The organism is Nocardioides sp. (genome assembly GCF_031422975.1).
Taxonomy (GTDB): domain Bacteria; phylum Actinomycetota; class Actinomycetes; order Propionibacteriales; family Nocardioidaceae; genus Nocardioides.
Genome location: NZ_JANPEO010000165.1, coordinates 1 through 3541 on the forward strand (window position 1 = coordinate 1; position 3541 = coordinate 3541).

General features: G+C 71.0%; 4 protein-coding genes. 3 read left to right on the plus strand and 1 reads right to left on the minus strand.

Annotation, left to right across the window (positions count from 1 at the left end):
• Both RMO85_RS05130 and RMO85_RS05135 read left to right on the plus strand, forming a co-directional pair.
• On the plus strand, nucleotides 1–730 hold a 730-nt coding region (locus RMO85_RS05130), incomplete at its 5' end, for an ATP-binding protein (RefSeq protein ID WP_310526932.1).
• Nucleotides 727–1413 carry a response regulator gene (locus tag RMO85_RS05135; protein ID WP_310526935.1) on the plus strand — a complete coding sequence of 229 codons (687 nt, stop codon included), beginning with the start codon at nucleotides 727–729 and terminating at the stop codon, nucleotides 1411–1413. The genes RMO85_RS05130 and RMO85_RS05135, both read left to right, overlap by 4 nt.
• Before the next feature lie 2 nt (nucleotides 1414–1415).
• On the opposite strand, the gene pgm is transcribed toward RMO85_RS05135, so the two are convergent.
• Nucleotides 1416–3059 carry a phosphoglucomutase (alpha-D-glucose-1,6-bisphosphate-dependent) gene (pgm, locus tag RMO85_RS05140; RefSeq protein WP_310526939.1) on the minus strand — a complete coding sequence of 548 codons (1644 nt, stop codon included), beginning with the start codon at nucleotides 3057–3059 and terminating at the stop codon, nucleotides 1416–1418.
• Nucleotides 3060–3189: 130 nt separating this feature from the next.
• On the opposite strand from pgm, the gene RMO85_RS05145 reads away from it, so the two are divergent.
• Nucleotides 3190–3540, plus strand: a complete 351-nt coding sequence (locus tag RMO85_RS05145) for a YciI family protein (RefSeq protein WP_310526940.1) — start codon at nucleotides 3190–3192, stop codon at nucleotides 3538–3540.
• Nucleotide 3541 lies beyond the last annotated feature (1 nt).

Sequence of the window (3541 nt, forward strand, 5' to 3'; positions counted from 1 at the left end):
CGGCCAGCACGTGCTGGTGGTGAGCTCCGCGCCCGCGCTCTCGAATGGGCGCGAGGTCGGTGCCGTCGTCACCCTGCGTGACCGCACGGAGCTCCAGGCCGTCACCGGCGAGCTCGACGTGGTGCGAGGCCTCACCGACGCGCTCCGCGCCCAGAACCACGAGTCCGCCAACCGCCTGCACACGGTGGTGTCTCTGATCGAGATGGGCCGGCCGGAGGACGCGGTGGCGTTCGCCACGGAGGAGCTCCAGGTCGCCCAACGACTCGCGGACCGGGTCGTCGGCGCGATCGGGGATCCCGTGCTGGCCGCCCTCCTGCTCGGCAAGACGGCACAGGCCTCCGAGCGTGGCATCGTCTTGACCATCGATGGCGAGGTGGGTGCGTCCCGGTGCCGGATCGAGCCCCGTGACGTGGTGACGCTGGCAGGCAACCTCGTCGACAACGCGCTCGACGCCGCCTCCGGCGCGGTCGGGCCGCGCGTGGACGTGACCGTGACCTGGAATGCCAGCCTTCTCCGCCTCCGGGTGGGCGACAACGGGCCGGGCATCCCGGAGGAGGACCACGAGCACGTCCTCGAACACGGCTGGTCGACCAAGGCGGCCGGGGTCGGACGCGGGGTGGGGTTGGCGCTGGTGAGCCAGACGGCCCGACGCAACGGCGGCAGCGTACGCATCGGACGCTCGCCCCTGGGCGGCGCCGAGGTCGAGGTCACCGTGGGGGCGCCCACGTGACGGTCCGGGTGCTGGTCGTGGAGGACGAGGCGATCGCGGCGGAGGCCCACAGTGCCTACATCGGGCGCCTCGACGGCTTCGAGATGGCCGGCGTGGCCCGGTCGGCCGCCGAGGCGATGCGCCTGCTGACGGCCGATCCGACGATCGGGCTGGTGCTGCTGGACATGCATCTCCCGGACGGACACGGCCTCGGCCTGCTGCAACGACTGCGCGCCGCGGGTCACCTGTGCGACGTGATCGCGGTGACGTCGGCCAGGGATGCCGAGGTCGTGCGCCACGCGGTCGCGCAGGGCGTGGTGCTCTACCTGCTGAAGCCGTTCTCGTTCGCGACGTTCCGAGCCAAGCTGGAGCAGTACGCCGACTACCGCACCGGCCTCGCGGGAGCGGCCGACGACGTCGTGCAGGAGGAGGTGGACCAGCTCCTGGGCGCCCTGCGACCGTCGGCAGCGACCGCCCCGCTGCCCAAGGGGATGAGCGCCGAGTCACTGCGCGCGGTGACCGGGGTCCTGCGCGGCTCCGCCGCCGCACTGTCGGCAACGGAGGTGGCGAACGCCGTCGGATCCTCTCGGGTCACGGCCCGCCGCTACCTCGAGCACCTCGCCGAGTCCGACCTGGTGACGCGCACGCCGCGCTACGGCGGCTCGGGACGTCCCGAGGTCGAGTACCGCTGGCAGCCGCGCTGACGTCAGCCCAGCGCGGCGGACACGACCTCGCGCGCCTCGGCCTGCACCTGGGCCAGGTGCTCGGGGCCACGGAAGGACTCGGCGTAGATCTTGTAGACGTCCTCGGTGCCGCTCGGCCGAGCAGCGAACCACGCCGACTCGGTGGTCACCTTGAGCCCGCCGATCTTCGCGCCGTTGCCGGGCGCCTCGGTGAGCCGCGCGGTGATCTCCTCCCCCGCCAGTGAGGTGGCCGTGACGTCATCGGGCGAGAGCGCGGCCAGCTTGGCCTTCTGCTCGCGGTTCGCCGGCGCATCCACGCGTGCGTAGGCCGGGTCGCCGTGCTCGGTGACGAGCGCGGTGTAGTGCTGGCTCGGGGACAGGCCGGTCCTCGCGAGGATCTCCGAGGCGAGCAGGCACAGGATCAGCCCGTCCTTGTCGGTGGTCCAGGTGGTGCCGTCCATCCGCAGGAACGACGCCCCGGCCGACTCCTCGCCACCGAACCCGAAGGAGCCGTCGATCAGCCCGGGCACGAACCACTTGAAGCCCACGGGGACCTCCACGAGCGGCTTCGCGAGCCCGGCCGCGACCCGGTCGATCATCGAGCTCGACACCAGGGTCTTGCCGATGCGGGCGGCGTCGGGCCAACCCGACCGGTTGCCGCCGAAGAGATAGCCGATGGCGACGGCGAGGAAGTGGTTGGGATTCATCAGACCTGCGTCCGGCGTCACGATCCCGTGCCGGTCGGCGTCCGCGTCGTTCCCGGTCGCGATGTCGTAGTCGTCCTTGCGGGAGATCAGCGAGGCCATGGCCGAAGGCGACGAGCAGTCCATCCGGATCTTCTCGTCCCAGTCGAGCGTCATGAAGCGGAAGGTCGAGTCGACCAGCGGGTTGACGACGGTCAGGTCGAGTCCGTGCCGGTCGGCGATCTCGCCCCAGTAGGCGACGCTCGCCCCGCCCAGCGGGTCGGCGCCGATCCGGACTCCGGCCGCCTTGATGAGCGCCAGGTCGACGACCGCGGGCAGGTCGTCGACGTAGGTGCCCATGAAGTCGTAGCTGCCGGCGCTCGCCCTCGCTCGCGCGAACGGGATGCGACGTACGCCCTGCATCCCGTCCGCGATCAGCGCGTTGGCGCGCGCGGCAATCACGCTGGTGGCGTCGGTGTCCGCCGGTCCGCCGTGCGGCGGGTTGTACTTGAAGCCACCGTCGGCGGGCGGGTTGTGCGAGGGGGTGACGACGATGCCGTCGGCGAGCCCGGCGCCGGTGGAGCGTCCACCGTTGGCGCGGATGATCGCGTGCGACACCGCTGGCGTGGGCGTGTAGCCGTCTCGGTCGTCCACCAGCACGGTCACATCGTTGGCCGCCAGCACCTCCAGCGCGGTCGCCCACGCGGGCTCGGACAGCGCGTGCGTGTCGCGACCCATGAAGAGCGGGCCGTCATACCCCTGCTCCCGGCGGTAGTCGCAGATCGCCTGGGTGGTGGCCGCGATGTGCGTGTCGTTGAAGGACGTCTTGAGGCTCGACCCGCGGTGCCCGCTGGTGCCGAAGGCGACCTGCTGGTCGACGTTCTCCGGGTCGGGCTCTCCGGTGTAGTAGGCCCTGACGAGGTGGGCGACGTCCACCAGGTCGGAGGGCTGGGCGAGGGTTCCTGCGCGAGAGTCCGGTGCCATGGCGCCATCTTGTCGTTGAAGGATGCGCGCGTCGAGAAGAACTCGCGGCCACCTGTCGATTCGCTCGACTTCCATCCGTCATGGTGATGAGGTCGTAACCACGGCCGACCCATCCAAGAGGAGTTACTCGATGAGCCGATACCTGATTCTGCTGCCGGCACCCGAGGCGGAATGGGCCGAGCTGCCCACGTCCGAGCATGAGTTGGGGATGCGATCGCACGGTCAGTTCCACGAGGACCTGAAGGCGGGTGGCCACACGATGGTCACCGCCGGTCCGCTCGAGCCGTCGGCTGATGCCACCTCGATGCGACCCGGCACCGCCGGCGAGGCAGCGGTGACCGAAGGCCCGTTCGCCGAGACGGCCGAGCAGATCGTCGGCTTCTACCTCGTCGACAGCGACGACGAGGCGGACCTGCGGGCAGCGTGCCGGCGTTTCGCCGCTCGTGGCGAGCACATCGAGTTTCGCCGCATGGCCGAGTGAA